The 5,799-nt window shown below is 58.4% G+C and carries 3 protein-coding genes; 2 read left to right on the top strand and 1 reads right to left on the bottom strand.

Annotated features, from left to right (window positions below):
* The first annotated feature begins 510 nt into the window (after positions 1 to 510).
* On the top strand, positions 511 to 1,098 hold the full coding sequence (locus tag AC0L3X_RS46380) for a GNAT family N-acetyltransferase (RefSeq protein WP_439034181.1): 588 nt from the start codon (positions 511 to 513) through the stop codon (positions 1,096 to 1,098).
* 1,504 nt (positions 1,099 to 2,602) lie between these two features.
* On the opposite strand, the gene sbmA is transcribed toward AC0L3X_RS46380, so the two are convergent.
* On the bottom strand, positions 2,603 to 3,817 hold the full coding sequence (sbmA, locus tag AC0L3X_RS46385) for a peptide antibiotic transporter SbmA (RefSeq protein WP_439034182.1): 1,215 nt from the start codon (positions 3,815 to 3,817) through the stop codon (positions 2,603 to 2,605).
* Between the two features lie 750 nt (positions 3,818 to 4,567).
* Between sbmA and AC0L3X_RS46390 the strand changes: the two genes are divergently transcribed.
* Positions 4,568 to 5,311, top strand: coding sequence for an outer membrane protein (locus AC0L3X_RS46390; protein WP_439034183.1), 744 nt, complete (start codon positions 4,568 to 4,570; stop codon positions 5,309 to 5,311).
* Positions 5,312 to 5,799: the final 488 nt, after the last annotated feature.

Consider the following 5,799-nt stretch of genomic DNA (forward strand, 5'->3'; position numbering starts at 1 on the left):
GAAGTGGAGGCGTCAAGCACCCCCACGATATGCCGCCTTCCCGATTCCCGCCGTCACCAACTTTCGGCGATAGCTCATGCTGGAGTGCGGGTAATCCTTAGGGCAGAGACATTGTTTAGAAGGAATGCCAAGCACCTACCTGGGTTAGCAGGTTCCAAATTGTCCTGCGGTGCTTAGACTGGCCGAGCGAATGCAACTCGCAAGTTTGGCGAAACAAGATCACCTTACAAAGAGTTGTCGACTCCGATAAAACGAACCCTTTCCTTCGGAAAGGGCGGGATCCAGATGACGCTCTCATGCCGAAAGCACAAGTACTAGCCAGATCCAGGTCCAAGGGTCCGGGGCCTCCAGCGAGGAACCTTCGTCCGAAGTGGCCGTCGAAGGCGGCCTTCCGAGGCGGGATGAGAGCCGGACAAGGGCACTAAAGGCCGAGGAATGTTCGGGGGTACATCCATTCCGCTCACGTCCAAAGGTATCCAACCTGCAACTCTGCGTTCGAAAAGCGGCATCATGACAACGGAGCCGGGCGTCACCTCGGCGAACGCAAGCATTCGGGCAAAAACCGTCTGGACAATTGTCCTCGGCTTTGCCGCCGATCCTTTGATGCGTTGGAGTTGGCCGGACCCTGGGCAATATCTTGGCAGCATGACTCAGTTCATCAAGGCCTGTGGCGGACGAGCATTCGAGCATGGCACGGCATACGTCACGGAAGAGAGTCGCGCCGCGGCCCTGTGGCTGCCTCCCGGAGTGCAGCAGGATGAGGATGCGCTGGACGCCATCATGGCGCTGTCCCTGCGCCCGGAAATCAGCGAACATATGGCACACCTACGCCAGGGAATGGCCGAACATCATCCCTCCGAGCCACATTGGTATTTGCCCCTCATCGCTGTCGATCCGAACTGGGTCGGACAAGGGCTTGGCACATTGCTGATGAAGTACGCTCTTCAACGATGTGATGAGCAGGGCATCGCTGCCTACCTCGAAAGTTCGAATCCTGAAAACATTCCCTTTTACCAACGCCACGGGTTCAAGCCTATTGGAGAGATACAGCACGGTTGCTCGCCGCCACTCACGCCGATGTTGCGAAAGGCGTATTGAGCGGAATTCGGAGACGCTTCGCATGCTGCGGCTCCCGGACGCCGAGCGTGAGGCCAGATTTCGCCGCCGATAAAGGTGCCCGTTTTGAGGCACTTCCCAAAGACGAGCCGCTCCACACGGCTGCGGCCTATAAGGCTGAGGACATGCTTGATGTCCTTCGTCTCGTCTCCGCACCGACCGCGTTGCTCGGGGATGCGCGACCGAGGAGCGTCCTATGCTAGTCAGAATGATTGAGTTCGCCACCTGCCATAGCTTATACGCTCTTATTTGGCACTTGGTACCGGTCCGAGGACAGATGGCTTCCGTATCCGGTCGGACTCTTCAGCAGAGCAATCCGTTCGCGGAGATCTTGCTGAGGCAATTGCAGCCAAGCATCGGCCGTTACCGCGCTGACGTGAGTAGGAGCGGGATTGTCATTGACGGCGATTGCTTTGCCTGAGTTCGTCCCGGCTGTTGGACTTGCGCTGGGCGGTGGTACCGACGGGAGCTGGGCGCGGAGGCCTCCAGAGCGCAGCGCCAGATCCTGGCGCCGATGGCAGGTGAAGGCGAACTCCGAGGGCGTCTTCCATCCGAGCCGCGAGTGTGGCCGTGCGGCAGTCCGCGGTCTGCTTCCAGTAGCTCGCCTGTGCGTGCCACTGAACGTCCTCTAAGGTCTTCCCTTGGCATAGTGATCTGGCTTTCCATACTCTACGCTGCGGCTGCACCGGATGCGGCACGCGCCGGCCGCACTTGTTGTGCTTTGCGCGGCGATGCGTGGCAGGGCCGATGTTGTGGATCTACGATGCTGAGCGAGCGGTTCCGGCCGCGGAGCCGAACGCTGATCGTGGTCAGCACAAGTGCCATAGTCGTCGCTGCCTGATCTGCGCTCGCATTCGGACCCTTTGCGCCGACGTCAACAGCAAGCACCACAAAAGAGGCACTTTTTCAAAGCCTTGCTTCGCGAAAAGGCCACCGCGAGCGAAGATCGCGAGAGGCTCCAAGAAGTCAAGCGGGGCGCAAGGGAGAACTGTCCCTTCATGACGAATTCCGAACGAGGTCGTTTATGATCCGTCCGCTTCTTCTGAAGGGGTCCTTTTTTTGCTCGGCTGTATTAGTTGGGTAGCTCGACCATCCGGCCGCTCGCCAACAACATGGAATATACTGGTCGTATACCGCGCGAGCCTCCCGACCAAACGAATGCGCTCAAACTCAGGTTTCGGACAATCGAACGATGTCGGCCACGGGCAGGATCGACCTCGCCGAATTCGACGATTAGAGGCAAGCGCTTGGCCTCGGTGAGAATGCCGTTGAACCGTCTGGTTTTCCCCCGAGCCCAGATAGCCGGTGAGTACCGCGGCGCCAATCTGCGACGCAGCTTCAGGACGGCCGAGTCCTTGGATTACTGACGGCCCCTGGGGACCTTGCCGCCGTGTAATATTAGAGATGAAATTCGCGGTACCGAAAGCGCAGCACCGTTTGGCGCCCAAGGAAGGCCGGGTTTCGTCAACTCCTGCAGCGAGGCCAATCATGAGGCTGGCTCCCTTTGGGTCTCGATCGACGGCAGTGGCTCCCCGTGGAGCTTTGCTTCAAAGCTCCGCAGCCGCTGATAGATCGAGATCAGTTCGACAATCGTGCTCCACGAGTTGACGAGATACTGAAACGAGGTTCGCACTTGCGTGAACGCGTTCAGGATCTGGTTCATGGCGCCGAGGGTGATCTTGCCCGCGATGATCGTTGGCGCGAGCAGAAGGTAAGGAAAGATAACGTCAGTCTGCAAATAGACGATCCGTCCAATATTGAAGTACATGAAGTTCACATAAAGCCGGAAGTAATTCCGGCGAATGTCGCTAAACAGCACGCTTAATGTCGGCGCATTGGCACGCGCGGCATCATCCTCGCCGAGCACGAGCTCCTTGCGATAGGCCGCCTCGACCCGCTGGTTGAAAAATTCTATTCCGGGCAGGCGGATGCCGATAAGCGCGAGAACGCCGGTGCCCATGATCGACCAGATGACTGCGGCGAACACCAGCGGATAAGGAATCGAGCCGAGCAGAGGCAGCTCCGTGATGTTACTGGACAGCCTCACGAGAACCGGCAGGAAGGCCAAGAGCGTCAGCACCGCGCTGATGAGATTGACGCCCAGACCTTCCATGGTGCTGGCAAAGCGCATGGTGTCTTCCTGGACACGCTGGGAGGCGCCTTCGATCGTGCGCAGCCGTGGCCAGTTGGCGACATAGAAATCGTTCATCGCCGTGCGCCAGCGGAAGATGTAGTGGCTGACGAAAAATCGTGTCATCACGCCGACCAAGACGGCCACGAGCGCGATACCGGCAAAGGTCGATAGTTCGCTGTAGAACTGCGCGACTGTTACCGGCGCCGACTTCGAAAGTGCGGCCTGGACCAGATCATAGAACGGTCCATACCAGCTGTTGATCGCGACTGAGACCTGGACCTGGAAGTAAGAAGTGAACAGGATCAGCGCCGAACCAAAAATGGACCACGTCGCCCAGGGATGCGGGGCAAGCAACATCCATGCGGCCGCGAAGACCGCAACAGCTATCGCAAAATAGAGATCGAACCACAGCGCCGGAGCCGACCAGAACGTCGCAAGCCCGACCGGCTTGTCCGGCGCTTGAAAGACATTGCTGGCAAATCCATACCAAAACGCCATCGCCAACGCCGTCCAAAGGATTGACGACGCAAAGAACAACTTTGGTCGAGGGAAGAATGAAACGAACATGCTCGCTGTCCTTTATCGACTTAGAACTTCAGCTCAGAAGATGAACTCGCCGTGGTCATTGGCCACCTGATTCCTGACAAGAGGCTACTCGCGCGCACACCCAAGCGCTCGCGCAAAGGTGATGGAGCATCCAATATCTGGCGGCAAGCGCAGGAACGGTCGGCAAGCGTTGTCGGCGGTCTGGGCATTGGCGGTGTGGTAGGAAGCCTCGGGTGGAGAACGGCTCGCTGAACCAAAGCAAAATCCTTCGGGCCGCATCCTTCATCCGCCGAGGGCGCAGGTTGTGATTCGCATGCTCTGTCGACCGCGGGACACAGCGGCGTCTGCGACGAACGGGGCAGCATCTGCAGGACATTGATTCAATCGAATAGAGTTCATCTGATCTCTCGCGCCAATGGGTGCAACACGAGCGTAGTCGTAACGGGGTCTTTAGTGGCGGCACGGGACAAGAGCAAGAGTTTTGCAAAGCGCTTCACTCGTCTCACTTGCGGTTTGGTTTGCCACGATCTGACTTGCCGTGCGCTCTCTCCGCACAAATGAGCGGGCCGCTGCTCGCTCAGTCTTACGCAATCTACTCGCACGCGAAGGAGCATTGCGACGCTGTTGGAGATGATCTGCAACGACGCAACCTGACGCAGCGTCTGGTTCACGCATTTCTTTCGGTCCGAATGTTGCGATGCAGTTACAGCAATTCCCGCGCACGTTGTTAACACCCACGAGGCTCGGGGCACTCAAGACATGAGAGTAGAAATGAAGAAGTTGTTGCTTGCGACTGTGAGCATTGTGATGCTTGGCGCGGTGCCGCCCGCATTCGGCGCGGACCTGGCTGCGCAGCCGGTCCTGCCTCTCTACACCAACGCTCCGCAGGCGGTCGCGGCTGCAATCTACGACTGGAGCGGCCTCTACGTAGGTATGAACGGCGGCTTGGGCTCAAGCTCGAATTGCTGGGATTTCAATGGCCGCACGCCTGAGGGCTGCCATGATGCGACCGGCATGACCATAGGTGGACAGATCGGCTATCGATGGCAGATCGGCCACATCGTGGTGGGCGTCGAGGGCCAGGGGAACTGGGCTGATCTGAGCGGATCCAATCTCAGCATCCCATTTGCGGATTTTAACCAGAGCAAAATTGATGCGTTTGGTACGATCACGGGGCAGATCGGTTATTCGTTCGACAACGTACTGTATTACGTCAAAGGTGGCGCCGCAGTGACGAGCAACACCTATCAGGTCAACTCCGTAGTCGCGGGCGTGCAGTTCGCGAGCTCCAATAGCAGCCCTTGGGGCGCTACTGTGGGGGCCGGGATCGAATTCGGGTTCGCGCCGAACTGGTCGGTGAGCGTCGAATACGACCACTTGTTCATGCGGGATGCCGACGTGAACTTTGTCACGGCTACTGGTCCAGTGGGCGGCGATCGCATCCGCCAAAATTTCGATCTTATGACTGCACGTCTGAACTATAAGTTCGGTGGTCCGATTCTGCTTAAATATTGATCGGTACTTGCGTCGGTGGATCGAATGCCCCCGGCCCACGGGCCGGGGGCTTGTTTTGGGTGGGCGAGCATGGCGCGGAGCGCCGCGACTGGCGCGGTTGACCGGAGGCTAACCCAGGGAGCCGAAATCGCTCAGCACGATCGTCTCAAGATCGATGCGATATCCACATCTACTTCTGCAACCCGCAAAGCGCTTAGCAGCGCGGCACTAACGAGAATACCAAGGGTAGCTGCGGCAGTATTTCTGGAAGGCACAGACCTGAGCATCGAGAGCGCCGTCGTTCAGCTCCAGCAGGAAGGCGAAACAGTCATCTCCCTTTTCGCGCTGCACGCGCCCGCGAAGGGGTGATCGAGGTGCCTGTCACGGTCACGCCGCTCGGCTCGATCTCGCGACTGGAGGGCTCGATCTCGCGACTAGTGGCTCTGCACAGTGATTTTGACAGGTTGGGTCCGGCGGTCAGATTAGCTCCGGCAGGAGTTTCGGATCAA

The sequence above is a fragment of the Bradyrhizobium sp. MI1.7 genome (assembly GCF_055811795.1).

What these genes read in the sequence shown, in the direction of transcription:
- AC0L3X_RS46390 (WP_439034183.1), top strand. Translation starts at nt 4,568, where the DNA reads ATGAAGAAGTTGTTGCTTGCGACTGTGAGCATTGTGATGCTTGGCGCG.
- AC0L3X_RS46380 (WP_439034181.1), top strand. Translation starts at nt 511, where the DNA reads ATGACAACGGAGCCGGGCGTCACCTCGGCGAACGCAAGCATTCGGGCA.
- sbmA (WP_439034182.1), bottom strand. Translation starts at nt 3,817, where the DNA reads ATGTTCGTTTCATTCTTCCCTCGACCAAAGTTGTTCTTTGCGTCGTCA.